Source organism: Bacilli bacterium, assembly GCA_036381315.1.
GTDB lineage: Bacteria > Bacillota > Bacilli > Paenibacillales > KCTC-25726 > DASVDB01.
The window spans coordinates 1-25,519 of the sequence record DASVDB010000027.1; the positions used below are offsets into that span (position 1 = coordinate 1).

The window sequence follows — 25,519 nt, forward strand, 5'->3', positions numbered from 1 at the left end:
GCGGTTAAAGGAACGAATGACGCGAATCCCCGTCAAGTTTTCCCGCATGACCAAATTCAGCTTGTCAAGCTTGATCTGCATCGCTTTGAACAACGGAATGCCTTTGCTGAACAAAAAACTGATGACGCCCGCCATTACCGGAATGATGACCACGAGAACAAGCGACAGCTTGGCATCCTTCGACACCGCCATGATAATTCCGCCGATGCACATCATCGGCGCCATGACCATCATCCGCATCATCACGATCAGCACTTGCTGAACCTGCATGACGTCGTTCGTTGTCCTGGTAATCAATGAAGCCGTGCCGAACTTGTCAAACTCCTGCATCGCGAAGCTTTCCACATGGGAAAAAATTTTGCCGCGCAAATGTTTGCCAAATCCGGTCGCCGCGATGGATGAGTAGTAGCTGACGAAAACCGAGACTACCGCTCCGCCGGCTGCTACGAGCAGCATTAATCCGCCGATTCGCCAAATATACGGAATATCCTGATTCACAATCCCTTTATCGACGATATCAGCCATTAGGGTCGGCAAATACAACATGGACAATGTTTGTAAAAAAACCAATATCAGCACCCACGCGACCGCCATCCGGTACGGCTGCAAAAACCTGAGCAATTTGATCATGGTTTCCCCTCGCTTTCGCCACGGTTTACTTGATCCCAACCTTTGTGTTCTTCTTGAAAATAATCAAATACCTCGTTCAACAGTTCAACGAGTTGCTCGCTGCGCTCTTTGCCCAGATGCGCAACCAGCCCGCCGAATAAGGCGATAAAATGCGCGCTTGCCTCTTGCACGACCGCCATTCCCGCACTCGTAAGCGTGACGCGAATAGCGCGGCGATCCGCGGGGTCCATTTTGCGTTCAACCAAACCGTCTTTCTCCAGCTCGTTGACCAATTGCGTAACGGTTGGCGAAGTGACGTGCAAAAAATTGCTGATATCGTGCACTTTCATTCCGGGCATATCGGACGACGCACATCTGTACAAACATCGCATGACCATAATTTCGCTCGGTTTGCGCCCGGCATTTGCCCACTGATGCCAATTTACTTTCCTGAACTGCATGAACGCGTGCATCATTTTCTGCGCTGCTTCACGGTCTACCTGTCTCACCGGTTCGCCCTCCATTTGATAGAATAGCTAATAATTAGCCAACCTATTTATTAGGCAACCTAATTATATATTCCAAAAAAACCGCCGTCAAGCATGCGTTTTTTCCCGCAAAATAGCCGCAGATACGACAGCGCGAGCAAATGCAACCGTACGCGTCGCCAACAAATCACGGCAATTAAAAAATCGGCAGCACGTGGAAAAAAACGTTGGGCGAGGCAATCCGGTAATAGTAGCTGCACCAGCCCGTGCCTTTGTTGTTGAAGCGATTTTGGCTGCTGAAAATCAGCCGTTCCTGCTCCAGTTCCTCGATTCGCGCGATCCTGCCTTCCGCGAAGTCGAGCAAGCGGGCCGCCGCGCTTTCCAGCCTGGCGACCACGCCGCCGTAGCGGATATCAAGCACCTCCCAGCCGAACGGTTTGAACATGCGAAACCATTGCCGCCGATGGGCTAAGCGCAATTGCTCCACTTCAGCGGAAAGCCTGGGCAGCAGCTCCAGCGCGATCTGCTTAAGCAGCGGCAAATCTTTCCCGTCGTATGCCCGTTTGATTTCGATGCCCAGTTCGCTTTTCTGTTTCAACAAGCCGCATAACCGTTCCGGCACTTCAAACAAATAGTCCAGCGCCGCATCCGGATTGCGCTTGGACTTGATCGCCTGCTCCAGCTTGGCATAATGGCCGGACAATCCCAGCCCTTCGATCTGCCTGTCGAACAAGCCCAGCAACACATCCTGCCACAGCAAAAATTTTGCCGGATTGCTTTGTTCCGTATTGTCGGGAACGCTTCCCGGCGTTTCGTCAAGATATTTGAGCGTGACGAACGCTTCGGCGTCGATTCCGGTACAGAATTTTGCCCGTTCGTACAGTTTTGCCTGATTTACCTCATCGGCGTAAGCATGTTCGGCGTAAAGCTGCAGTCCCAGCAGTGCGTTGAAAGGGTTGTTTTCCATCCCGTCATCGCCCCATAACGTGCAATACACTTCCTTAACGCCTTCTTGCTTGCACGCTTTGAGCGCGGCATCGGATGTTTTCAGCGACCAGCCGTAATTCGGCGTGAAACAGTTCCAAATCCAGATACCTCCCGCAAATGCCGGCGTGCCTCCCAGCTTGCGATGCTTGTTGATTAACGCGACGTAGTCCTCCACCTTGGTATGAAAATAATCCCAATATACCATCAGCACATCGCTCGGAATGGCGTTTGCCATTTCGTCCGGAATTTCCACATCGGCGCCGTAATAATCTTCGCCCGAGGCGGAGGCGAGTTTCAGAAACATATCGCTCCACATCATCGGCTTTAACCCGTTTTTGCGCACGATGTCCAGCACTTTGCGCAGGTGGTCGGTCATAATCGCAAAACGGCTTTTGTACCCGTACCGATCCAAAAAGCGCCCGCGTCCAAGCTCCTCCGCCTCATCCATGCCAATGTGGATTTTGTCGCTGCGAAACGGCGCTGTGGCCGCTGCAATCATCTTTTCCACCAGTTCGTAAGTCGGTTCATAATCGACCAGCAAAACGCCCCGTGTGTCGCGGTAATGAACCGCGCTGTCCCATTTCAGGAATTCTTCCAAATGCGCCAGCGTCTGAATGCTCGGGAATGCTTCAATTCCGAACTGATCGGCATAGCCGTCGATTTCTTGCAATTCCGCGTGCGAATATCTGCCCCGCATATAACCAAAATAGGGCTCGCCATCAATTTCATATGTATCTTCCATATACAGCATGACCGAATTGAAGCCCATGAGCGCCATTTTGCGCAGCAGGAATTTGAAGCTGTCCACGGTTAAAACCCCATTCCGCGACAAATCAAACATGGGCCCGATCGTATCGATCCGCTGCCGTTCCCTTATAAAGAATGGATTGCCTGTTGCGGCGTGCTGAATGAATAGCCCCAACCCGCGGAAAAATTGATGTTTGGCCGCATAGCGGATGTTTCCCCGTCCGTTTTCCAACGACACTTCCAACTGGCCCGGCGCCCATTCAACCGCAACCGGCATGCCATCCTGCATAACCGTAAAGCCCAACTCATTCTCCAACTCCCGGATCCCCGGAAGCAGACGCTCGACATCTCCCACAAAATTCAGATTCATACACCCAGCCTCCCTTGTTCGCCTGCTCTATTGCTTGCAAGCCAGTTCCCGCGCGATCCGCTCTTTCTGCTCTTCGCTCAGCAGTTGTTCCGCCATGGGGAAGATCGCATGCTCCTCTTTGTAAAAATGCTGCCGCATCACTTCATCCGCCTGCCGCAGCGCATCACACATGCCCGACAATCCGTCATGCAGCGAGGCGGCGGAAAGCTCCCGGCCGATTTGGGCAAACGTCTGCATATGCTTGCGAATTTCTTCATGTTCCAACTCCATAATTTCGATCGGTCCATGCGGCGTGCCGAGCAAACTTTTCAACAAACCGAACAGCACCCGTTCTTCTTTCTCCGAATGGCGCTCCAAGAGCTCGGCGAATTGCCGGTACCGGTCAAGCAACGCGTTAACCGATTGCATATCCGCCCGTTCGTCAGCTTTCGCATCAGCCAGCGCCGCAAGCAAACCGGCCGCCTCCTGCAGGATCGGGGCATGCTCCGCCATTAACAGTTGCAACCCCCTGGACAATTTCACCGTATGGTCATGGCCGAAATGTTCGGCATAATGCGCAACGCTTTCATGCTCCATCTCGATCAGCCTTTCTGTCTGAACTTGTATCCGCTCTTATCATAGCACGATACGGAGTCGATACATAACCGTAACCCGATCGATTTTGCGCCTCTCATTTGAAACCAGAACTATTCTAAACCGGAACTTCGTATTTTGCGCAAAACAAAGGCAAATCCTTCCGCTTTGAACAACAAAATCAGACCAAGCAAAAACCGGATGCCATGTTCAACAAACGCATACCTATAGCTCCGGATATCAAAGCCAATTTCTTGATTTGTCAAATCCGATAAATTCATCATAAGTTGCGCCGATTCGCTTAATGAAAAAATGACCAGGACAAGCCCGATGACGGACAATACGAACCCTTCCAACTCCTTTAACGGCAATGTAAGTTCCGTGTCGGCAGAATGCTTTGCTATTAAAAATTGCGCGACTTTGTCTGCCAGAAACCATAACACGATGCCGCAGATGACGAGAACCAAAGACGGTGTTCCCACAATTGCCAGCACTTTTGTATAATCGGCTTTCATCTCGATCACCTGTAAATATATCGGAAATGCGTAGTCCAGAAAGTCAATCAAATGATTAAGCCCCAAAATAAACAAATAGATGGACAGTATCCTTACTGCCAAAAAAGCCAGCCCTTTCACGTTGCCTTCACCTCCTCTTTAATTCTGTTTTACGGTCACCTGCGCATCAACAAACCCGCCATCCGAAACGCGGCGCGCAAGCGGGACTTTCGCAGATTATCCCGCACATATTGATAGTTCGCCAACTGAACATGCGCATCGCGCAGCGCGTAAGCAAAATCATCATCGAGCGCCAGGCGGTATTCCCACACGCGTTTCTCCCAGGAAGGAATCGCTTTGCCCATAAAATCATCCGCGGTTGCCGGATGAATATATGTTTCGCTTACCCCTTCAGGCAAATCGTAGATTTTGGCAATCATCATTTGCTTGAAGCTGTCATACGTTTCATTTTCCTGGATGTGGTACGGATGGGACAGCAAATAATCGGGTATGCAAACGCCCAATGTGTCGGCCAGCGCGACGATCTTCGCCAGCATGCCTTTGACATTCGGAATGGACGCCAAAAATTCATCCTTCGGATATACGTTGCGAAACAGCCTGAATGGCAAACCCCGGCTGGCGCATTGCCGCAGCACAAACGGCAAAAAGCTGCGCCCCGTGGCAAGACCGTACAAACTGCCCATATGGTTGTCGACATGCGAGATGTTCAGGCCCGCGTCCCGCACCTTTTGAAACTGCGCCAAAATTTCCGCTTTTACCGCTTTTGTGTCCGCTTTCCGCTCAAAGTCAAGCACGGTCAAATGCATGCAGCCATCCGCATCGTGTAGCGAAGGATGCCGCGTCAGGCTTCTCCATCTGTATGCGGGAAACTCGCTGTTCATGGTGAGATGCAGCCCGACATTGCGGACATCGTTTTTTCGCGCCCACTCGGCCGCTTCCGCGAATGCCGGCGCAGGCGGCATCATGGTTGCCGAAGACACTTTGCGCGCTTTCAGCAAATGCATGATCGCCCGATTGGCCGGTCTGCTTTGCCCGAAATCGTCACAATTCAAGATTAACATTCGTTTCGTGCCGTACATGCAATCGTTCCTCCTTAAACATGAGCGAGATCAAAAAGGATACAAGCAATAGCAAAAATGGCACGGCGCTGATCAGACAGCGAAAGGCTAACTCCGGATGAGCGCCGGGATTGTCGCCGCTCACATAGCCGAACATCAGGCCGACAACCCAGAAAGCAAGCGCGGAAATAAGTCCGCTTGAACGGGTAATAAAACCGGCAACGGCAGTGTAAATGCCTTCACGGCGGCGTCCGGTTTTTTCCGCGTCGCGGTCGATGATTTGCCCGCTCAAGACGGCCGGCGTAACCAAAAATCCGGATAATCCGAATCCGGCTGCAACGCCGGCAAGGATGCCGCTAAGCAGATTATAGCCGAACCATAACGGTATGACGGATATCGCATACAAAGCCAGCGCCAACCGCCAGCCGTGCACGGCGCCCAATTTGCGCACGATCCAATACCATACGGCGACAAGCGGTATGACGGACGCAAATACGGAAGCAAGCAGAATCGGAACCTGGCTTTCCGGGATTTGCAGCACATACTTGGCATAAAAAGGGATGATGGAGCTTAGCAATCCGTTCACCGTCTGGGCGAACGAATTGGCAATGTTAAAAACCCAAAACGGTTTGTTTCTCAGCGTTTCGCGAAACGCTTCGACCAATTTCATGGGCGTCTCCTTGCGGGCCGCTTCGTCCTCCCGCACGGTCGCCATGCAAATGCACATAAACACGATGAAGGCAACCGCCAACAGGACGGCCATATTGCCATAACCGTACCTGACGTATAGAACCGGCGGCAACACGGTCCCGACCAGAATCGCCACAATCTGAAAGCCCTGCTGGATTGCCGAAGCTTTGGCGCGCATCCGGTCGCCGCGGAACATTTCCGGAAATAGTGCGCCGTAGTTGACCCACAAGACGGTGGAAACGGTTTCAAACAACATGAGTGAAAGGAAAAACCAGATAAACAGCTGCGTATCTTGCAAGCCGCCTGGGACGGCGAATATCATGATAAAGGTCAAAACAAAAAGCGGCATCGCGCCGTAAACCCACGGCTTGCGCCTGCCCCATCGGGTGCGGGTGCGATCGGACAAATACCCGAAAATAGGCTGATCCGCGGCATCCCAAAGCAAATAAATCGTACGTGCGAGTGTAAAAAGGCCGACGCTAAGTCCAAGACTATCAACATAATAAAAACTGTAATAGGAGCTGAAAGCCTGTACGGGAATCATCATGGCGAGCATGCCAAACGCATAAGTGAGCGGGGAATTCTGATACTTTTTAAACATGTCATTTAACATATCGTTTACACCCCTTGTCGATAGTGGAAATTTTACGCTATCCAGATGATTTTATCATAATTTTCATTCGAATAGACATTTTGTTCCTTTTTTCCTTCTATTTCATCCAGCGGCACGCGCAAGCGTATAAGCTGTATACAACTGGCAAAAAATAACCACGATACCAACGAAGCCGCACATCCGGCTGTATATTTTCAAAGGAGAGCCGCAGAAATTGGAAAACACTCCCCCTTTTCGACGCAAACGAGCCTATATTTCCGCTTTGGGCATTACGCAGTTGCACCTGCGCAATCCCTGGATCATCGCCTTCTTTTCCTTTTCCTTTCCCGGGTTTGGCTACCTGGTTCTGAACAGGTATCTTAAAGCGTTTCTTCTGATCGGCTGGGAACTGTTTATTAACTCGCTGGCGCACATCAATATGGGAATCATGTATACGTTGTTGGGCAAGTTCGATAAAGCCAAAGAAGTGCTGGACCAGCGCTATCTGATTTTATATTCGGCGATTTATATTTATAGTATCTGGGACAGCTACCGCAACGCGGTGGACGCCAATAAACAATATGTGTTGGCCGACAGGGAGGACGCGCCGATCCCGCTCATCAAATATTCCGACTGGGATGTCAACTTTCTGGACAAGAGAAGCCCGCTAAACGCATTATGCTGGTCCATACTCATGCCGGGTCTCGGCCATTTATACATTCACAAGGTTATTACCGGCATTTTTATCTTTATATTCACGATTTTCATTATGTATCATTCGCATGTGCCGCTGGCGATTCATCATACCATGATCGGAGATTTTGCGCAGGCCAAAGAGATTTTGAACATGCAGTGGGCCATTTATTTGCCGTCCGTATTTTCATTCATCTATTACGATGCGTATGCATCGGCGGTGGAGTACAACAAACTGTTTGAAAAAGAACAAGCGAAATTTTTGCGCACGCATTACCAAAACCCGAATTTTAAAATGCCGTTATAAATCAGGTGGTAAATCCATGTATGTTATCGCAACATTTGAACAGAATTTATATTTTGAACTGGCCATCACCGCGCTGGAACAAAAAGGAATTTCGAAAGCAAGCCTGCTGGCTGTTCCGCTCGACAAACGGAAAGAACCAAAAAAAATGTTCGATTCCATTCATCGCGCGGACGGCTTCAGCATGCTTGATCTAGCGGCGATACTCGGGACGTGCGGCATGTTGTTGGGCAGCATCTACGGATTTGTGTTGGCCTGGGGGCCGATCATCTGGGGGATTATCGGGGCGGTTTCCGGCTTGTTGGCAGGATTTGCGATCAAATTTTTAATCTTGAAAAAAAGAAACGACGGAATCAATCGCGGGCCGGACGCAATCACTGCGGAAATCGTGTTGCTGATTCGTTGTCAGGAGCAGCAGTGGGAAACAATCGAGAAAATTCTTTGGGACAATATGGCGCTGGGATTATCCCGGATAGCCGAGCCTGCGCCATAGGATAAAGTGCGGGGGCGGAGAAATTTTGCCGGGATCCCCCGCACCGCCTAAAATTGTCGAGCCGGTCATTTTTCCGCCGGAGATGCGCTTTCTTTAGGGGATATGAACAGTTTTTTGAAAACGAGCGTTTGCACGATAATGTAGATGCCGCCGACGGCCCAATATAAAGGCAGCGCTGCGGGCATGGCAAACGAAAACATGCCCATCATGAGCGGAGACAGCAGTCCGATCACGGCATACTGCTTGTTCTGGTTTTGCTGCGCCGACATGCTGATCGATTGCGACACACGGAACTGGATATAGTAAACCGCGGCGGCGATCAGCGGCAAAATCGTATCCGGTTTTCCCAAACTGAACCATAAAAAATCATGCGCGGCAATTTCCGGCGTGCGGCGGATCGCGTAATAAAAGCCGAGCGTAATGGGAAATTGCAAAATGAGCGGCAAACAACCCATGTTGAGCGGATTGAATTGATGCTTTTGGTATAACTGCATCGTTTCAAGCTGCATTTGTTTTCGCGCCTCGGCGCTGGTGTCGTTTTTGTACTTGTCCTTTAACGCCTGCAACTCCGGCTGTATGACCGCCATCTTCTCCCGCATCGCGAGCTGCTTTTTCATTTGGTTCAGCATTAGCGGCATAATGGCCGTGCGGATAATGACTGTCATCAGGATGATCGACAGCCCGTAATCGCCTTTAAACAGATTGGCAAAGAAGATGATCAAATACGAAAAAGGATAAACGAAAAAATGATTCCATACGCCCGGGGTATTCGCGTCAATCGGTTTATTGTAGCTTGCCGCGGAACACCCGCTGAGCATAAACAGCAGTACGATTCCAAAAAGCGCAAGGCATGCCGGCTTGGCCCAAGAATGCGTCGAAAAGATTTTTTTCACGGTCGTCCTCCTGATCTTTTTAGTAAAATGCGATGTTCAAGGCTGGACAATCCGCATCTTCATCCGGCGCTTCCTTGCGCCGCGCTTTTCCGGCAATCCACCGCTTAATCGGATTGACCGCGGAGAAACGGCAGACCAAACAGAGGGATGAACCGGCGGCGGCCTCATGGCGATGCCAATGCCGCTCCAACTCGAAAAACGATTTCGCAAAGGATATAAACACGATGGAATAGAAAACGCCGAGCGAAAATACAAATGGAGCCATTTCCATCAAGTTGTCCACCTGCCGTTCACCTCCGTTTCGCATTTGCATGTACAAATACAATGCCACTATTATAACATGATACATAGGGCAATGCCTATTTGCCGGACGCAATCGTTAAACAAAAAGCCCCAGCCGTGTCGACTGGAGCTTTTTTCATGGCAAAGCGTCGCGAAAAATGATCAGAATACCGGAATAACCGCGCCTTGATAATTCCGGTTGATGAAGTCTTTTACTTCCGGCGAAGTAATGACGTCTACCAGCGTTTTGATTTCCGGTCTGTTTTCGTCGCCGGTGCGAACAACGACGATATTGGCGAACGTCTTGGCGGCTAGCGAGTCTTTATCTTCGATCTTCAGCGCGTCTTTGGCGGCGTTCAGGCCCGCATCAATGGCATAGTTCCCGTTAATAACGGCAAGGTTCACATCCGGCAGGGAACGGGAAATTTGCGCCGCTTCCAGTTCCTTGATTTTGATATGCTTCGGGTTATCCGTAATATCTTTAACCGTCGCGTCCAGCCCCGCATCTTCTTTTACCTTGATGATTCCGGCGTCTTGCAACAGCAGGAGCGCTCTCGCTTCGTTCGTCGGGTCGTTCGGCACAGCGATCGAATCGCCGTCTTGCAAAGCGTCAAGCGACTTGGTCTTGCCCGGAGAAATGCCGAGCGGTTCAAAATGCACCGCCGCAACCGGGCTTAGTTGGGTATTGTTCTTCTTGTTGAAATCATCCAGATACGGCTTGTGCTGGAAATAGTTCGCGTCCAGGTCCTTGTTTTGCAACGCCAGGTTAGGCTGCACATAGTCGGTAAATTCCACGATTTGCAGATCGATGCCCTGTTCTTTCAGCTTTGCCTGGATAAATTTCAGGATTTCCGCGTGCGGGACAGGCGTGGCGCCAACTTTCAACACTTTCAGGTCCGCTTTTTGCGGAGCCGATGAAGCAGTTGCCGTTGCGGCAGGCTGCTTGTCCGAATCTTGTGTATGCTCATCGGCTGCTTGCGAACCGCAGCCGCTTAATGCCGTCACAAAAAGCAGGCTTAAAACCAATAGAAGTGCGGAAAACTTCAATTTACGCATGGTTACCATCTCCATTTTTATCTTTATTTATGTCTCTTGTCGATTTTACGCGACAAAAAGTCGCCGGCGCTTTGCACCAACTGCACGATGACGATCAACAAGACGATCGTCAAAAGCATTAAATCTTTCTGATACCGGTAATAGCCGTAACGGATGGCTATGTCCCCCAAACCACCTCCTCCAACGACTCCCGCCATCGCCGAATAGCCGATCAGGGTAATGGTCGTGATGGAAAGCCCCAGAATGAGGGACGGCACCGTTTCCGGGATCATGACCTTTGTAATGATTGTCCACGGTGATGCGCCCATCGACTGGGCCGCCTCGATCATGCCGCGGTCCACTTCCTTTAACGACGCTTCCACCATGCGGGCGACGAACGGAATCGCCCCAATCGCCAACGGAACCACGGATGCGGTCGGTCCGATGGATGTGCCTGCCACCATTCGGGTGAACGGGATAATGGCAATCAACAGGATGATAAACGGCACGGAACGGGTAATATTGACAACGCTCCCCAATACCGTGTTCAGTTTTTTTCGCGGCGTGATATGGTTCTTGTCCGTTATCACCAGAATAACGCCGAGCGGAAGCCCGAAAAGATAAGCCGCAAATGTTGCGAATGCCGTCATATAGAGCGTATCGACGGTTCCCCATCCCAATAAACGGACATATTCCATAACTGTCATGTCGCTAGTACCTCGTAGTCCAGTTTCAATTGATCCAAATAGTTGAGCGCCTGCAGCACGGAGTCTTTTTCGCCGGAAAGTTCGAGAACAAGTTCGCCAAGCGGCGCGCCTTGTATGTAGTCAATGTTGCCGTACATAATATTCGCGTTAATCCCGTACAGGCGGACCAGGTTGGAAACGACCGGCTGAAGCGCCGCATCGCCGGTGAAGACGACCTTGACGCGCGTACGGTAATTGCCGTCGGCGGAAACGTCATCGCGCAAAGGCAGATTGCGGTTTCCATTTCCAAACAATCTTCTCGCGGCTTCCGACTTCGGTCTGGCGATCACGTCGATGACCGGGCCCATTTCAACAATCTGGTTTTGATCGATTACAGCCACTTGATCGCATATTTCTTTGATCACTTCCATCTCATGGGTGATCAACACGATTGTCAAGCCCAGTTTCCGATTGATATCTTTCAGCAATGAAAGGATTGATTTTGTCGTCAGCGGGTCCAGCGCCGAAGTTGCCTCGTCGCACAGCAACACTTTCGGGTTGCATGCCAATGCGCGCGCGATCGCCACTCTTTGCTTTTGTCCGCCGCTCAACTGCGCCGGATACGATTTCGCCTTGTCCGAAAGCCCGACGAGTTCAAGCAGTTCGCCGGTCCGCCGTTTGATCTCGGCTTTTTTGACGCCGGCGATTTCCAGCGGAAAGGCGACGTTGCCCGCAACGGTTCGCTGCATCAGCAAATTAAAATGTTGAAAAATCATTCCGAGCGAGCTGCGCAATTTGCGCAGTTCGGCGCCGCGCAACGCGACAATTTCTTGCCCGTCGATAAAGATGCTGCCGGATGTAGGCTGCTCAAGCAGATTGATACACCGAATCAGCGTGCTTTTGCCGGCGCCGCTCACACCGATGATGCCAAATATTTGTCCCTTTTTCACATGCAGGTCGACTTGGCGCAAAGCGGTGATCTCGCCAGATTCGGTTTTATATACTTTGCTTAGGCCCGATATCCGTATCATTGCATTCGCTCCATTGATTTTCCAATTCATAGTATGTTTATTGGGTTTATAAGAATGGACATCATTTTAGCACTATCGCATCGTTCGGTCAATGCAAATTTTCTGGAAATGCGCCTAAGCATAGGTTTTCACGCTTTTTGCAAATTTCATCGACCTGATGTGGCAAATCAGTTATAATGGTACTAATTCAATTGAGCAAGGGGATTTTTATGCGATACATTAGCACACGGGGAAAAGTGCCTCCCATCGGTTTTATTGACGCGATTTTGATGGGTCTGGCCGACGATGGCGGTTTGCTTGTGCCGGAAGCGATTCCGCAATGCGCTGAAACCACGCTGAAAGAATGGCAAAAGCTAGGCTATCCGGAGCTGGCCGGTGAAATTTTCTCCTTGTACGCAGGTGACGAAATTCCGCGCGCCGATCTGCAAAAATTATGCGACGACAGCTATGCGGCGTTTCGTCATAAAGATGTTACGCCTGTCAAGAAACTTGCGGACGATCGCTATATATTGGAACTGTTTCACGGCCCGACTTTCGCGTTTAAGGACGTGGCGCTGCAGTTTCTGGGAAATCTGTATTCCTACGTTTCTGAAAAAGCGAATTCCATTATTCATATTCTGGGCGCGACATCGGGCGATACGGGGGCTTCGGCGATTGAAGGCGTGCGCGGCAAACAGGGCATCCGCATCTGCATCCTGCATCCGCACGGGAAGGTCAGCAAGGTGCAAGAACTGCAAATGACGACGGTCAACGATCAAAATGTACTGAATCTGGCGGTGGAAGGAACCTTTGACGATTGCCAGCGGATCATCAAGGAATTGTTTGCCGATGTCGGCTTCAAGCATCAATACCATCTGCGCGCCATCAATTCCATCAACATCGCCCGCGTGCTCGCGCAAACGGTCTATTACTTCTATGCGTATTTCCAATTGGCAAAAGCGGGGCTGGCCGGGAAAATCAATTTCAGCGTGCCAACCGGGAATTTTGGGGATATATTTGCCGGCTACCTGGCGAAGAAAATGGGGCTGCCCATCCACAAACTGATCCTCGCGACGAATGAAAACGACATTTTGGCGCGTTTTGTCAACGACGGGACTTACCAGCCGGGCGATTTCAAACAAACGTACAGCCCGTCGATGGATATCCAGGTGGCCAGCAACTTCGAGCGCTATTTGTTCTATCTATATAAAGGCGATGCGGCAAAAGTCGCCGCCCTGATGGCGCAATTCAAAGCGGAAGGCCGCATCGAAATCGGCTGGGGAGAACTTCAGCAGGTGCAATCCGAGTTCGCTGCCGGCAGCGTGGGCAACGAGGAGTGCCTGAATACAATCCGGGAATATTACCAAAAGTTCAATTACCTGCTTGACCCGCACACCGCTTGCGGCGCGGCGGCGGCCGACAAGCTTGCCAAAAGCGGCGAGACCACGGTCATTCTGGCCACCGCCCATCCGGCAAAATTTAACGAAGCGATTGCGCGGCGGCAGATCAGCCAAACGTTTCCCGAGCAAATACAGGCGCTGTTCAACAAACCGCAATATAAGACGGTCGTCACCGGAACAAACGACGCGGTGAAAGCGCAGTTGGTCAAGTTTTTTCAAAGTTGAAGCAATTTCGCGGCGACCAACCTTAAATCGGCAAGGAAATATTTCATCAATACGGGTCTTCTTCTTACCGCGAGCGGATGAAAAGAAAAAGCTGCAGGGATACCGGCAACCAAGTGCCAAACGCCCCGGCAGCTTTTTATTTGCGCAGTTTCATCCTGAAGCAGGGTTTTCACGACCACATCCCCTAACCCCAACAGGATGGACGGTTTTTTCTCGGCAAGCTGCAACTTTAATAAAGGCAGGCCCCTTTCTCTTGCTGCCGGCTTGTTATACGCGCGCGTTGGGCGGTATTTCAATATATAACTAACATATACCTGTTCCGGCTCAAGCCCCGCTGCAAACAAACCGCGCTGCAATGTTTCCCGCGTTCCGCATACAAACGGCTTTCCTTGCCGGTCTTCGCGGCAGCCCGGGTTATCCAGCACGACAAAAACAGGCGCATGAGAATTGCCTTCGCCCCATATGATCCGGCTTTTATGCAGCGCCAGATCATCCTGAAGCTTGCGAACAGCAAATAAGGGCGCCGGCTCCTCCGGCAGCATGACAGGTTGAAACGCGGACATGATCTTGTCACCTTTTTTTGTATAACATGCCGCAAACGCCCATTGATCATGCGGCAAAAAACCCCTAAAGCAATGATTGAATCGCCCTGGCGGCAGCATCGAGCGATTGGATCACCCGATCGCACCAACTGTCGAATTCCGGATCTTCGATCTGATATTCGGGATGCGCCAAAATATAGGCGACCGTCTCCCGAATGCCTTGGTCAAACCGCTTGGTCGCCACAAAATCGGGCACCAGCCGCTTGAGCTTGGCGTTGTCAAAGACGACGGAATTCGCTTTGTCTCCCAACAAGCTGCCCCGGAAATCGTATTTGCCGCATGCGGCCAAAAATTCCGCTGAAACATGAACGGCGCGCAACTCCACTCCCAGCGCGGCGGCTATCGCCTCATAGATTTGATTCCATGTCAGGCTCTCATCAGACGTAATGTGCACCGCCTCGCCAATCGCATGCAGATTGCCCATCAGTCCGATAAACCCTTTGGCAAAATCGCTGTTGTGCGTCATCGTCCAGAGCGAGGTACCGTCGCCGTGAATGATCACGGGTTTGTTTTCCAGCATGCGCTTGGCCACCTGCCAGCTCCCCTTGCTTCCATGCACGCCGAGCGGAATAAACCGTTCGTCGTATGTATGGCTGGGCCTCACAATCGTAATCGGGAAACCTTGCTCGCGATACTGTTTCCACAAATAATCTTCGCAGGCAATCTTGTTGCGCGAATACTCCCAATACGGATTGGCTAGCGGCGTTCCCTCCGTAATCCGGTAATCGGACAGCGGTTTCTGGTACGCCGAAGCGGAGCTGATAAACATAAACTGCCTGGTTTTGCCGTTGAACAGACGGTAATTGCGTTCCAATTGCGCCGGATGAAACGCGATAAAATCGGCCACAACATCAAACTCCAAATTTGCGATCAGCTTTGCCACCGTTTCCTCGTCATGAATATCGGCCTTGATGATGTTGGCGCCCGGCGGCAGGGCGTCGTTTCTTGTTCCCCTGTTTAAAAGATAAAGCTCGCACCCTTGTGTAAGCAGCTGTCTGGTAATGGCCGCGCTGATGATTCCCGTTCCGCCAATGAATAACGCTTTCATCTTGCACCTCGATTCTTTTGTTTTTCTTGTAAGGAAAATTTTAGCACAAACAACCGGCAGGCAACATACATTCTTTTTTGTCGCTGCCGGTTTCCCATCGTCACAACGGCAGATCGCGCCTGCGGAACAATACGATGGCAAGCCCGTACGAAACAAGCCCGATCGCCGCCAGAACCGCAAAGCTTTCGGCCACATCCGCGGTGCCGTGAATAATTTCGCCGGGTTTATATAAAGTAAAAATGGTGATATGTTTCATCCAGGCGACTTGATCGCTCAGTTTCGCCAGGATATCCAAACTGAAAAACCCGAACGTTATGAATCCGGAAACGCTAAACGCCTTCTTCTCGTCGTTGGAAAGCGCGGACACGAGAAAAGCGATGCCGCTCACCGCGAAGAAAAGCAAAAACGCCGCCACATTCAGCTCAATAAATCGGACTCCAGCAAATTCATAATCCCGAAGGAACCACGCTTTCCCGACAAATCCGGCCAAAGTGGTGACTGCCATCATGATGAATAGCCCGGTTGTCAGCACGCTCGCTTGCGTAAACGCAACTTTCCCCCGTGTGGTCGGGGCGGACAGCAAATACGCCATGGAGCCGCGATCGATCATTCTGGCCATCAGCCGGACCGCCAATTGCACACTCATAATCGCCAGAATAAGGACCAAAATCAAACCATAATACTCTCCCGAAATAAACGCCTCCGCACTGTCATAGCCATTGAGACCTAAGGCCCTCCCGACGCCCTCCGGCATGGAATCGATCAAACCGTTAATGGCGCTTAAATTTTTGGCGATGCTGGGATAAAACCAAGACATGAGCAGAACATAAAACGCCGAGCCAGCCGAATAGTTAATAAAACCTTTCATATTCACTTTCAGCATCTGTTTATACAAGGTTATGTTCATTTCGCCGCCGCCTTTCGGTCATAATAATTCATAAAAATATCCTCAAGGTTTTGGGTGAACAGGTCGATATTGCGCACTTTGTACTTCGCCGTCTCCGCCACAAATTGATCGTAATTCCCCTGCACGGAAACCCTTACGCGATTCCCTTCGTGCGACTCGATCATCAAGCCGGAATCAAGAAACAACTTGGCGTCATCCTGATCGACAAACGTAACTTCAAACAGTTTCCGCTGCATCGATTGCAATTCATGAATATCTTTGACCGTTATGATGACGCCGTCCTTGATGATCGCGGCGCGGTCGCACGTCCGCTCGATTTCCGGAAAGCTGTGCGAAGACATAAGAAACGTTTTCCCTTGGGCTTTTTCTTCCAACACCAATTCAATAAACACCCTTTGCATCAACGGATCGAGGCCCGATGTCGGCTCATCCAGGATAATCACGTCCGGATCGTGCATAAACGCCGCCACGATGCCAACCTTTTGTTTCATTCCTTTCGACATTTTGCGAATGGGCGTATGAACGTCAAACTGCAACCGCTCAATCAACCGCGCGCGCTTGGACTGATCCTTCATCCCATGCATCTCACCGATAAAATCGAGGAACGTTTTCCCGGTCATCCCCTCAATAAAGGAGATTTCGCCCGGCAAATACCCGACATAAGACTGGACTTTTTCCCGCTGTTTCCACGTATCCATGCCGTTGATCGTCACCGAACCTTTGTCCGGCTTCAGAAAACCCATAATATGGCGAATGGTTGTTGATTTCCCCGCGCCGTTCGGTCCCAAAAAGCCGAACACCTCGCCTTTTTTGACCGTGAAGGAGACATCAAATATGCCTTTCCCATTCGGAAATTTTTTTGTTAAATGGTCAACGGTCAACATAGTTTTTTTCCACCTTTCGAGACGAAAAAAAATGAAATATTTTTATATAAATATTTCATATATGCTATAATATACCCGGGAAAGAGAACCGTCAACGAGTGGCAAAGGTGAACATTCATGAACGGATTTGAGAAAAGAGCCCGGCACATCAGGGAAAAAATTATCGGCGCCACCTTGCGGCTTTTGCAAGGGCCGGATTCCAAACAGATTCGCATCGCCGACATCGCCAAAGCGGCCAACGTGTCGCAGGTGACGATCTACAATTATTTCGGCAGCAAAAAGAGTTTGCTTCGCGAAGCGTTCAAAAGCTACATGGACAAAGCGACTGACGAATTCGCGGAATATCTGAACGAAAATCACACGCTAAAAGAAAAAATCGAGCATATTATCCTGCTCAAAAAAGCATCGTTCCGGCAATTTTCGCCGCAATTTTTCAAATATATGTCATTTGACGATCAAGAACTGGCCCAATATATCGAAAACATGTACAGGAAAAAAACGGTCCCTTTAACCGTTCGCCTTTTGCAGGAAGGAAAAGATCGGGGAGAGATTTCCGCGGAGGTTTCCATCGAGCATGTTTTGCTGTTTATGCAGATATATATCAATCAGTATGACACGATCCTGAAAACGGCCCAACAAAACGGTGACTTGGACCGGTTTATGGACGGCATGCTCCACTTGTTCTTTTACGGCATTTGCGGAAAACCTTGACAAGTCTTCATTGTCCAAACTTTTGCTAAAAGCATCCGAAATTTTGGGAGGGGTAGTATGCGGCAAGTGAATGTTGGCATGGTTGGTTACAAGTTTATGGGGAAGGCGCACAGCGCGGCTTATCGCGAAGCGTCCATGTTTTTCCCCGACGCCCCCAGGGCAATCATGAAAGCGATCTGCGGGCGCAGCGAGGAGGGGGTGAACAGCGCGGCGGCGCAGTTCGGCTGGGAGACCTGCACGACCGATTGGCGGGAACTTATGACCCGCGCGGATATCGACGCGATCGATATTAATGCGCCGTCCAACGCTCATAAGGAGATTGCCATTGCCGCGGCGCAGGCGGGCAAGCACATTTTTTGCGAAAAGCCTCTGGCGCTTACGCTGGCCGATGCAAGTGAAATGCTCGCGGCGGCGGAAACGGCCGGCATAAAGCATATGGTCGGCTTCAATTACCGGTTTGCGCCCGCCGTCCGGTTGGCGAAAAAACTCGTTTCGGAAGGAAGATTGGGGCGGATCTATCATTTTCGCGCCTTATTTTTGCAGGATTGGATCGTCGACCCGGAATTCCCGCTCGTTTGGCGATTGGATAAAGCGGTGGCCGGTTCCGGCGCGCATGGCGATCTGGGGGCGCACCTGATCGATTTGGCGCATTATTTGATCGGGGATATGACGGAAGTCGTCGGTATGAGCGAAACATTCGTCAAGGAACGGCCTCTCCCGTCATCCATGGCGGGTTTAAGCGCCAAAGGCGATAAACATGCCCCACGCGGAACCGTCACGGTTGATGACGCCACCTTATTTTTAACGAAATTTTCCTGCGGCGCTTTGGGCAGTTTTGAAGCGACCCGGTTTGCCCCCGGCCATCGCTGTACAAACTCATTTGAAATAAACGGCAGCAAAGGCAGCGTGAAGTTCGATTTTGCGCGAATGAACGAGCTGCAAGTTTATGTTGGCGACGATGCCGCCGATGTCCAGGGATTTCGCCGCGTGCTGGCCACCGATCCGGCGCATGCCTACATGGAAGCGTGGTGGCCGCCGGGACACAGTATCGGATACGGGCAGACGTTTACCCATGAGGTGGTGGAATTTTTAACGGCCATCGCGGAAGACCGCTCCCCCGTGCCCAATTTTTATGACGGCGTGAGGTGCCAGGCGGTGTTGGAAGCGGTGGATCGCTCCATCGCCGAGCGCCGCTGGGTGAACATTAGCGAATTGTATGCGAACTATTGACAGGGAGGCCGCGAAGCAATGAAACAGGCGCTGATTGTATGGGGCGGATGGGACGGTCATGAACCGCAAAAGGTTGCGGAAATTTTTCGCGATATGTTGGTTAAGGAACATTTTGCCGTGGAAGTGGCCGATTCGTTGGAAGCGTTCGCCGATGCGGAAAAGCTGAAAAATCTTGATTTGATCATACCCATTTGGACAATGGGGCGGATTGAGCAACAGCTGGTGAACAACGTATCAATTGCCGTGCAAGGCGGGGTGGGACTCGCCGGATGCCATGGCGGGATGTGCGACGCGTTCCGGGAAAACGTCGACTGGCAGTTTATGACGGGCGGGCAGTGGGTAGCGCATCCGGGCAATGACGGAGTCGAATATATCGTCAATATCAGGCACAGTTCCAGCGCCTTGGTCGAAGGCATTCAGGATTTTCCGGTCAAATCGGAGCAATATTATTTGCACGTCGACCCGGCTGTGGAAGTGTTGGCGACAACCCGTTTTCCTACCGTTCCGGGGCCGCATTCCCTGAACAAGGCGGTCGATATGCCGGTTGTTTGGACAAAACGTTGGGGCGTGGGCCGAGTCTACTACAATTCCCTCGGGCATCATGCCGATATTATCGAAATTCCCGAAGTGAAAGAGTTGATGCGGCGCGGCTTTTTATGGTGCGCGCAAGGAAAAGAACAGGCAGCGGGCGAATTGGCCCATCACGCGGCATATACGGGCATGGCAGACAGCCAGCTGTGACAAAGTGAAGAGAGGAATAGGCGTACGATGGATAAGATCAAAGCAGGGATAATCGGAACAGGCAATATCAGCGGCATTTATTTGCGCAACGGCAACCGCTTCGATTCGCTGGAGGTCGTCGCCTGTGCGGATCTGGACGTGGACCGGGCGCAAGCCAAGGCGGCGGAATTCGGCATTCGCGGCTGTACGGTGCCGGAACTTTTGGCGGATCGGGAGATAGAACTTGTCATCAATCTGACGATCCCGCAAGCCCATGCGATCGTCGCGCGGCAGGCTTTGGAAGCGGGTAAACATGTGTATACGGAAAAACCGCTTGCGGTTACCCGCGAAGAAGGACGGCAATTGTTGGCGCTGGCGGCGCAAAAAGGCTTGCGGGTGGGCGGCGCTCCCGATACGTTTTTGGGAGGCGGCATCCAGACGTGCGTCAAGCTGATCAACGACGGTTGGATCGGAACGCCCATCGGCGCAACGGCCTTCATGGTTTGCGGCGGACATGAAAGTTGGCATCCCGCTCCGGAGTTTTATTACCAGGCGGGAGGCGGGCCGATGTTTGACATGGGCCCCTATTATTTGACCGCCTTGATTGCCATGCTTGGCCCGATTCGCCGGGTGACGGGTTCTGCGCGCATCTCTTTTTCGGAACGCACAATCACAAGCGAACCGAAGTACGGGCAAAAAATAACAGTTGAAGTTCCGACGCATATCGCCGGAGTCATCGACTTCGCGGCGGGGCCGATCGGAACCATCCTGACCAGCTTTGACGTGAAAGGCGGCTCGCAGCTTCCCCGCATCGAATTGTACGGCAGCGAAGGCACGTTAATCGTTCCCGATCCGAATTCGTTCGGCGGTCCGGTTCTGATTCAACGCGCTGGGGCAAAAGGCTGGTCGGAAATTCCGCTTACCCACGGACATATTGAAAATTCGCGGGGAATCGGCGCGGCGGATATGGCGCGGGGCATACAAACAGGGCAAAAACACAGAGCGAGCGGCGAATTGGCGTTCCATGTGCTGGAAGCCATGCACGGTTTTCTTGACGCTTCCGCGAGCGGAACGCATTATATCATGCAAAGCACATGCGAACAGCCTAAGCCGCTGCCGGCCGGGCTTGCGCAGTTTTAATCATGTTTTTGCGGCAGGAAATTTCGGGCAATTAGGCGAATGAATAGAGCATTTCCCGACTACGCGGCGAAAGGCGGATGAACGTGATCCTCTCAAGCATTCTCAGTGACGGAATGGTTTTGCAAAGGAAGGCAAAAGTGGCCATTTGGGGCAAAAGCGAGCCTTTGCAAACGGTGCGCCTGTCTTTTTGCGACAAAGATTACGGCACCAAGGCGGATGGAAACGGAGATTGGCTGATCGAACTGCATCATCTCGAGCCCGGCGGGCCATTTGCGATGACACTGTCTGCCGGGGATGAAAAACTCGTTATTCAGGATATTTTAGTCGGCGACGTATGGCTGCTAGGCGGACAATCCAATATGGAACTGCCCGTCGGCAGAACGCTTGATCTTTTCGAAAACGAACTGGCCGAAGTCAATTTGCCGCACATCCGTCATTTCACCGTGCCGATGGTTTATGATTTTCACGGTCCACGGCAACACATCGCCGAAGGAAAGTGGATCTCCGCAAACCCGCGCGATGTGATGGCTTTTAGCGCCGCCGGCTTTTTCTGCGCGAGGGAATTATTTGCCCATAACGGCGTGCCCGTCGGGCTGATTAACGCCGCCGTCGGCGGAACGCCCATCGAGGCATGGATGAGCGAGGAAACTTTGCGCCGCTTCGCCGGTTACGAGGACACTTTGAACCGATGCAAGGATGACGCCTATGTGGCCGATACGATGCGGAAAGATACGGAACGCGCAGAGAATTGGTTTAAACATCTTAATGAAAACGATCAGGGGCTAAAAGACGCCTGGTATAGCGAGATCCTTGACACGTCGGAATGGAAGGATTTTGCCGTTCCGAATTCATGGGCGAACAGCGAGCTTGAACATTTGCGGGGCGCCGTCTGGTTCCGGAAGGAAATCGAACTTCCCGCTTCCATGACGGATTGTGAAGCGAAATTATGCCTGGGAACGATCGTTGATGCGGATGACGCCTATATCAACGGCACGTTCGTCGGAAGTACGGGGTACAGGTATCCGCCCAGACGTTACAAAGTGGCCAGGGGGCTGTTGAAGCCCGGCCGGAATTCCATTGCGGTGCGGGTGATCAGCTATCAGGGGATTGGCGAGTTCCTTGAAGACATGCCTTACAAGCTGATCGCCAACGGCCACGAACTGGATTTGCAAGGTACGTGGAAATATCGGGTAGGCGCGGTCACGGATGAATTGCCGCCGCAAACCTTTTTTCAATATATGCCGGGCGGCGTTTTTAACGGGATGATTGCGCCGCTTAAGCATTACGCGATCAAGGGCGTCCTCTGGTATCAGGGCGAGTCGAACGCCCACCGCGCCGCGGGCTATCGCGAGCTGTTTCGCGCATTGGTGGCGGATTGGCGCGGCAACTGGGAGAACGGCAACCTGCCGTTTATCTTTACGCAGTTGGCCAATTTCGGCGGCTCGGATCCGCAGTCGGTCGACTGGGCGGAACTTCGCGAGGAGCAACGAAGAAGTCTGGACATTCCGGGCACCGCGATGGCGGTCACAATCGATATCGGGCAATACAACGAGCTCCATCCGCAAGACAAAAAAACCCTCGGGCGGCGGCTTTCGCTATGCGCGCGGAAAATTGCCGACGGCGAGGATCTCGTTTACAGCGGCCCGTTGTACAAGTCGATGGAAAGGAAAGCGGACGCCATACACGTGCATTTCGATCATATCGGCAGCGGTCTGGCCACATCGGGCGGCGACCTTGCGGGTTTTGAAATTTGCGGACCGGACGGCAAGTTCCAGCCGGCGCATGCCGTCATATCCGGCGAAACCGTCATCGTATCAAGCGAAGCGATCAAACAGCCGCAGCATGTCCGCTACGGCTGGCGAAACAACCCTGCCGGCGCGAATCTGATCAATCGGGAAGGGCTGCCGGCGTCGCCGTTTACTACCGAGAATTAAGTTCCGGCTCCGCTAAGCCGTTGCCAACCCCGCTGCCGGCGAAAGCGGCGGGCGCACAGATACGGATGCCCGGCTATTCGCCATGCGCGGGGCGCGAAAAAAGGGATGCGAGCAATTCGCATCCCCGGCAAAGAGCGGCAGGCTACTCGCTCCGGGCTACCCGGAAACCCTGATCGGGGCCAAACCCGCTTGCCTCAAACTTGCCCCGATAGGACGTTTCGTCGCTGACTTCGTCGCCCAACCAACCGCCGCCTCGCACCACCCGGTAAGAGCCGCCGCTCACATTGCCGCCGATCGACTCCCCATACCAGTTCTCACACCATTCCCTAACATTGCCGGACATATCGAAAAGTCCCAACTCGTTGGGTTTCTTGCCGCCGACAGGTTTTGTCGAATTATGGTTGCTTTCTATCGCCGGCCAGTTCCAATCTCCCGACAAAAATTTGTCTCCGGCGTTTCTCCAATACCACGCCACTTCATCCACCTTGTCGCTGCCGCTGTACGTATAGCTTTTGCTATTTTGGCCTCCGCTCGCGGCATATTCCCACTCGGCTTCCGTCGGCAACCGGTAGCCGTTCGCTCCCGCATTAACGGTTACTGTCCACTTGATCGGATCGTACTCGCTCTTGTTGTTTGGGTCTTTGTTTTCCTTGTCAATGTTGTAATACGGCTGCAAACCCTCTTTCAGGCTCCTTTTGTTGCAGTATTCCACGGCGTCATACCAACTCACCATTTCTACCGGCAAATTGTCGCCCTTGAACTCCGAAGGGTTGTATCCCATGACCGCAATCCACTCTTTTTGCGTTACCTCATATTTGCCGATATAAAAGTTTGCTACGGCTGTATCCTTTCCGTAATAGTTGGATTTCTTGTTCGCAAACGTCCCGCCTTCGACAAATACCAGATTATCGATGCCTTGGGCGCCGACGCTATTACTTTGTCCGGACTTTCCTTGCGAACAGGCGCCGGTGACCGCCGTTATCGCAATCAACAGAACAATCAACAGTCTGCTCATCGATCGGCCTCCTCGTAAACTGATGGCTTGCGCCCCACCATGCCGTAAAAGAAAAAGATAAGGGCCGGCGGCAGGAAAACCAACCGGCCCTTACTCCTTCAAACAATCGGGCGTGTACTACTGCCCTGTCTACGGGCGATCAATTACCAAACCGTTACGTTGGAATGACCGCTGCTTTGATATCCTTCGGTGGCCAAAACTTGATAGGCCCAGCTGCTGCCCAAATACATGCCTTTGCTACTCCACGCGTTAACATGGTTGCTGAATGTGATGTAGACATTGCTGCCGGTTGGCCGCTTCGACTGCCGGACGCTCCAAAATTGCGGGAAAGTTTGCGTGCCGTCAATGGAAGGGGCGTTGTAACGCATAGTCGTATAGATATCATACGTGGCTCCATCGCTGTAAACCGTGCCTTTATAAGTTCCGGTAGGTCTGTAGGTTCCCCAGGTATCAACGACATAATATTCGATGAGCGCGTTTCTCGTCCACCCGTAGAGTGACAAATACGCATTGCCGGACGGCTGCCAAATGCCGGCATTATAGCCGACCGTTCTATACGGCGACCCGGTGTTCCAACCCTTGCCGACAACAAAGTTTCCGCAATTATACCAATCCACGCTATAATTGCCGCCCGCTCCATTGTGAGCGTTTACGGTGCCGCCGCCGTCAGTCCAATATTGCCAATAATCCGTTGCCGCCGCGCTTGCGGACGTCGCAAACAAACTGGTGACCATTGCCACCGCCATAAACAACATCAACATTTTCTTCCTAAACTTAAACATCAGTTTTACCTCCTAAAATTTTTTTTTATTTTTTTCATTCCGTATTGCCGAATATTTTTTAATCACTTCCTTTCATTTTCCCATTTTTGCAAGCCGACGCCGATGATATTGCCGGCCTTGTCCCAGGAAAAACCAGATGGACTTTCACCTCCTTTCTTAAGCAAATTATCAAATGTAAACGCATTCAGGACAACTTCCTAAATTAAAGGTTTTTACCCTAATTTTTTAATAAAATAGACCCGTCAGGCAGACGGGTCTTATGACGAATTTTGTTTTGGCGCCGCCAAAAGCCCAACTTCCGCGATCAGGAACAGGCCCGTGCCCATTTCTCCGCGGCATGTGCGGAAAGGCTGCGCGTTTTATAGCGTTTGCGCCTTTGTTTTGCCGATATAATACGACTCCGGCGGCCCCAGATAGCTGACCGGCGGCTTTTTGCCTGCCGGGTAAATGACCAGCTTCTCAAGGACAAACCCTGGACTGACTGCGTAAATCTTTAGTGTGTTCAGCCTTTCGGTGCAGATGATCTCGCTTTTGCTGCGCCGAATATTGTCCAGGACGCCGGCCGCCCATTCCGCGCTCTCCCCCACCTTGTAACCGGGGGGAATGCTGTTGACAACGGCGATCTTGCCGTTGTTCGCCTGAATGCCGTAATATAACGTATTATCCGTGGCAACCGGATTCGACGGCTGCAGATACAATTCAACTTCATAGGCTCCGGCTTCCCGGACGGCAAACCGGTATTCCAAACACGGCGCATTCTGTCCGGCGGTAAAAGACCGCGTCGTCGGAAATACCTTAACGGCAGACAAAGTCTTGCCATATCCGGCGATCACACGAAAACCGGCCGCTTCGCCGGGCAGGTCTTCCCCTTGCGGTTTTGCATCGTATTTGGCGCA

Annotated in this window: 27 protein-coding genes; 8 read left to right on the top strand and 19 right to left on the bottom strand. The window is 51.7% G+C overall.

The genetic code is table 11. The annotated features are described in order from the left end of the window. The 7 genes from VF260_01950 to VF260_01980 form a co-directional block, all read right to left on the bottom strand. The coding region (locus tag VF260_01950; GenBank protein HEX7055946.1) for an ABC transporter permease at positions 1–630 on the bottom strand (630 nt) is incomplete at its 3' end. Next, a complete protein-coding gene (locus VF260_01955; GenBank protein ID HEX7055947.1) occupies positions 627–1,118 on the bottom strand; it encodes a MarR family transcriptional regulator in 492 nt (163 codons plus the stop codon). The genes VF260_01950 and VF260_01955, both read right to left, overlap by 4 nt. Positions 1,119–1,293: 175 nt before the next feature. Then, on the bottom strand, positions 1,294–3,201 hold the full coding sequence (locus VF260_01960) for a beta-N-acetylhexosaminidase (protein ID HEX7055948.1): 1,908 nt from the start codon (positions 3,199–3,201) through the stop codon (positions 1,294–1,296). A gap of 27 nt (positions 3,202–3,228) precedes the next feature. Next, positions 3,229–3,777, bottom strand: a complete 549-nt coding sequence (locus tag VF260_01965; protein ID HEX7055949.1) for a hemerythrin domain-containing protein — start codon at positions 3,775–3,777, stop codon at positions 3,229–3,231. A gap of 110 nt (positions 3,778–3,887) precedes the next feature. After that, a complete protein-coding gene (locus tag VF260_01970; protein ID HEX7055950.1) occupies positions 3,888–4,409 on the bottom strand; it encodes a hypothetical protein in 522 nt (173 codons plus the stop codon). A 35-nt stretch (positions 4,410–4,444) separates the two neighbouring features. Further along, complete coding sequence (locus tag VF260_01975) at positions 4,445–5,368, bottom strand: polysaccharide deacetylase family protein (protein ID HEX7055951.1); 924 nt, start codon at positions 5,366–5,368, stop codon at positions 4,445–4,447. Continuing rightward, positions 5,331–6,638 carry an MFS transporter gene (locus VF260_01980; GenBank protein HEX7055952.1) on the bottom strand — a complete coding sequence of 436 codons (1,308 nt, stop codon included), beginning with the start codon at positions 6,636–6,638 and terminating at the stop codon, positions 5,331–5,333. Before VF260_01980 ends, VF260_01975 begins: the two co-directional genes overlap by 38 nt. A gap of 226 nt (positions 6,639–6,864) precedes the next feature. On the opposite strand from VF260_01980, the gene VF260_01985 reads away from it, so the two are divergent. Then, entirely contained in the window at positions 6,865–7,629 is a 765-nt protein-coding gene (locus VF260_01985; GenBank protein ID HEX7055953.1) for a hypothetical protein, read from the top strand. A gap of 16 nt (positions 7,630–7,645) precedes the next feature. Then, the gene (locus tag VF260_01990; protein ID HEX7055954.1) at positions 7,646–8,119 is read left to right on the top strand and encodes a hypothetical protein; all 474 of its coding nucleotides are present in this window, start codon (positions 7,646–7,648) and stop codon (positions 8,117–8,119) included. 65 nt (positions 8,120–8,184) lie between these two features. Here the strand turns inward: VF260_01990 and yidC are convergent, their stop codons facing one another. From yidC to VF260_02015, 5 genes are all read right to left on the bottom strand, one after another. Next, positions 8,185–9,012, bottom strand: coding sequence for a membrane protein insertase YidC (gene yidC, locus VF260_01995; protein ID HEX7055955.1), 828 nt, complete (start codon positions 9,010–9,012; stop codon positions 8,185–8,187). A gap of 19 nt (positions 9,013–9,031) precedes the next feature. Continuing rightward, complete coding sequence (locus tag VF260_02000) at positions 9,032–9,295, bottom strand: hypothetical protein (protein ID HEX7055956.1); 264 nt, start codon at positions 9,293–9,295, stop codon at positions 9,032–9,034. A gap of 161 nt (positions 9,296–9,456) precedes the next feature. Beyond that, the gene (locus tag VF260_02005; GenBank protein ID HEX7055957.1) at positions 9,457–10,350 is read right to left on the bottom strand and encodes a MetQ/NlpA family ABC transporter substrate-binding protein; all 894 of its coding nucleotides are present in this window, start codon (positions 10,348–10,350) and stop codon (positions 9,457–9,459) included. 23 nt (positions 10,351–10,373) lie between these two features. Next, complete coding sequence (locus tag VF260_02010; GenBank protein HEX7055958.1) at positions 10,374–11,036, bottom strand: methionine ABC transporter permease; 663 nt, start codon at positions 11,034–11,036, stop codon at positions 10,374–10,376. Next, positions 11,033–12,046, bottom strand: a complete 1,014-nt coding sequence (locus tag VF260_02015) for a methionine ABC transporter ATP-binding protein (protein ID HEX7055959.1) — start codon at positions 12,044–12,046, stop codon at positions 11,033–11,035. Before VF260_02015 ends, VF260_02010 begins: the two co-directional genes overlap by 4 nt. A 209-nt stretch (positions 12,047–12,255) precedes the next feature. On the opposite strand from VF260_02015, the gene thrC reads away from it, so the two are divergent. Beyond that, positions 12,256–13,650, top strand: coding sequence for a threonine synthase (thrC, locus tag VF260_02020; GenBank protein HEX7055960.1), 1,395 nt, complete (start codon positions 12,256–12,258; stop codon positions 13,648–13,650). Here thrC and VF260_02025 read toward each other — a convergent pair. From VF260_02025 to VF260_02040, 4 genes are all read right to left on the bottom strand, one after another. Next, positions 13,641–14,213: a uracil-DNA glycosylase gene (locus VF260_02025; protein HEX7055961.1), complete on the bottom strand. Its 573-nt coding sequence runs from the start codon at positions 14,211–14,213 to the stop codon at positions 13,641–13,643. The genes thrC and VF260_02025 overlap by 10 nt on opposite strands. A 64-nt stretch (positions 14,214–14,277) precedes the next feature. Beyond that, on the bottom strand, positions 14,278–15,300 hold the full coding sequence (locus tag VF260_02030; protein HEX7055962.1) for an SDR family oxidoreductase: 1,023 nt from the start codon (positions 15,298–15,300) through the stop codon (positions 14,278–14,280). A gap of 100 nt (positions 15,301–15,400) precedes the next feature. Continuing rightward, positions 15,401–16,207: an ABC transporter permease subunit gene (locus VF260_02035; protein HEX7055963.1), complete on the bottom strand. Its 807-nt coding sequence runs from the start codon at positions 16,205–16,207 to the stop codon at positions 15,401–15,403. Continuing rightward, complete coding sequence (locus VF260_02040; GenBank protein ID HEX7055964.1) at positions 16,204–17,091, bottom strand: ABC transporter ATP-binding protein; 888 nt, start codon at positions 17,089–17,091, stop codon at positions 16,204–16,206. Before VF260_02040 ends, VF260_02035 begins: the two co-directional genes overlap by 4 nt. 117 nt (positions 17,092–17,208) lie before the next feature. Here VF260_02040 and VF260_02045 point away from each other — a divergent pair, with 117 nt between their 5' ends. The 5 genes from VF260_02045 to VF260_02065 all read left to right on the top strand — a co-directional run bounded on the left by VF260_02045 (position 17,209) and on the right by VF260_02065 (position 22,826). Continuing rightward, positions 17,209–17,802, top strand: a complete 594-nt coding sequence (locus VF260_02045; GenBank protein ID HEX7055965.1) for a TetR/AcrR family transcriptional regulator — start codon at positions 17,209–17,211, stop codon at positions 17,800–17,802. Positions 17,803–17,859: 57 nt separating this feature from the next. Then, the gene (locus VF260_02050; protein ID HEX7055966.1) at positions 17,860–19,032 is read left to right on the top strand and encodes a Gfo/Idh/MocA family oxidoreductase; all 1,173 of its coding nucleotides are present in this window, start codon (positions 17,860–17,862) and stop codon (positions 19,030–19,032) included. An 18-nt stretch (positions 19,033–19,050) separates the two neighbouring features. Further along, on the top strand, positions 19,051–19,773 hold the full coding sequence (locus tag VF260_02055; GenBank protein HEX7055967.1) for a ThuA domain-containing protein: 723 nt from the start codon (positions 19,051–19,053) through the stop codon (positions 19,771–19,773). Positions 19,774–19,800: 27 nt separating this feature from the next. Beyond that, positions 19,801–20,892 carry a Gfo/Idh/MocA family oxidoreductase gene (locus tag VF260_02060; protein HEX7055968.1) on the top strand — a complete coding sequence of 364 codons (1,092 nt, stop codon included), beginning with the start codon at positions 19,801–19,803 and terminating at the stop codon, positions 20,890–20,892. A gap of 77 nt (positions 20,893–20,969) precedes the next feature. Beyond that, entirely contained in the window at positions 20,970–22,826 is a 1,857-nt protein-coding gene (locus tag VF260_02065) for a sialate O-acetylesterase (GenBank protein HEX7055969.1), read from the top strand. 142 nt (positions 22,827–22,968) lie between these two features. On the opposite strand, the gene VF260_02070 is transcribed toward VF260_02065, so the two are convergent. The 3 genes from VF260_02070 to VF260_02080 all read right to left on the bottom strand — a co-directional run. Continuing rightward, on the bottom strand, positions 22,969–23,841 hold the full coding sequence (locus tag VF260_02070; protein ID HEX7055970.1) for an SUMF1/EgtB/PvdO family nonheme iron enzyme: 873 nt from the start codon (positions 23,839–23,841) through the stop codon (positions 22,969–22,971). Positions 23,842–23,984: 143 nt separating this feature from the next. Continuing rightward, on the bottom strand, positions 23,985–24,623 hold the full coding sequence (locus tag VF260_02075) for a glycoside hydrolase family 11 protein (GenBank protein ID HEX7055971.1): 639 nt from the start codon (positions 24,621–24,623) through the stop codon (positions 23,985–23,987). Positions 24,624–24,982: 359 nt separating this feature from the next. Further along, the coding region (locus VF260_02080; protein HEX7055972.1) for an alpha-glucuronidase at positions 24,983–25,519 on the bottom strand (537 nt) is incomplete at its 5' end.